Origin of the sequence: Rhodococcus sp. IC4_135, assembly GCF_011602025.1 — a bacterium.
Taxonomy (GTDB): Bacteria; Actinomycetota; Actinomycetes; order Mycobacteriales; family Mycobacteriaceae; genus Rhodococcus_F; species Rhodococcus_F baikonurensis.
In genome coordinates this window covers 1,642-2,970 of the sequence record NZ_JAAOLG010000089.1, presented here as the reverse complement: position 1 = coordinate 2,970, position 1,329 = coordinate 1,642, and the positions used below count along the sequence as shown (strand labels likewise).

Genomic DNA, 1,329 nt, shown 5'->3' with positions numbered 1-1,329 from the left:
GGGGGCTATTGCGTGAATGCCGCAGCTTCGGTGGTGTACTTGAGCCCCGCTACATTGTCGGCGCAGGATCACTTGACCAGTGAGCTATTACGCACTCTTTCAAGGGTGGCTGCTTCTAAGCCAACCTCCTGGTTGTCTTCGCGACCCCACATCCTTTTCCACTTAGTACACGCTTAGGGACCTTAGCTGGCGATCTGGGCTGTTTCCCTCTCGACTACGAACCTTATCGCCCGCAGTCTCACTGCCGCGCTCTCACTCACCGGCATTCGGAGTTTGGCTGATTTCGGTAAGCTTGTGGGCCCCCTAGACCATCCAGTAGCTCTACCTCCGGTGAGAAACACGCGACGCTGCACCTAAATGCATTTCGGGGAGAACCAGCTATCACGGAGTTTGATTGGCCTTTCACCCCTACCCACAACTCATCCCCTCAGTTTTCAACCTAAGTGGGTTCGGTCCTCCACGACGTCTTACCGTCGCTTCAACCTGGCCATGGGTAGATCACTCCGCTTCGGGTCTAGAGCATGCCACTACGATCGCCCTATTCGGACTCGCTTTCGCTACGGCTACCCCACACGGGTTAACCTCGCGACATGCCACTAACTCGCAGGCTCATTCTTCAAAAGGCACGCCATCACCCCCAGCAGTAAACTGCTCGAAGGCTCTGACGGATTGTAAGCGCACGGTTTCAGGTACTATTTCACTCCCCTCCCGGGGTACTTTTCACCTTTCCCTCACGGTACTAGTCCGCTATCGGTCACCAGGGAGTATTCAGGCTTATCGGGTGGTCCCGACAGATTCACACCAGATTTCACGGGCCCGGTGCTACTTGGGTTTCCATTACAACAGTCACAAAGTTTTCGTGTACGGGATTCTCACCCTCTACGACAGGCCGTTCCAGACCACTTCCACTAACCCTGTGATTTCTTACTGTTGGCCTGCTCGGCAGAACAGACAAAATGAACCCCACAACCCCACGAATGCAACACCTGCCGGCTATCACACACCCATGGTTTAGCCTCTTCCGCTTTCGCTCGCCACTACTCACGGAATCACGGTTGTTTTCTCTTCCTGTGGGTACTGAGATGTTTCACTTCCCCACGTTCCCTCCACACGCCCTATATATTCAGGCGCGGGTAACACGACATCACTCGTGCTGGGTTTCCCCATTCGGACATCCTCGGATCACAGCTCGGTTGACAGCTCCCCGAGGCTTATCGCAGCCTCCTACGTCCTTCATCGGCTCCTGGTGCCAAGGCATCCACCGTACGCTCTTCATTACTTACAACAAAGATGCTCGCGTCCACTGTGCAGTTCTCAAACAACACACAA

At 54.6% G+C, this 1,329-nt stretch carries 1 rRNA gene; it reads right to left on the bottom strand.

The window, feature by feature from the left end:
• Positions 1 to 1,285: ribosomal RNA gene (locus G8767_RS35045) — 23S ribosomal RNA — on the bottom strand; the annotation flags it as partial.
• Positions 1,286 to 1,329: the final 44 nt, after the last annotated feature.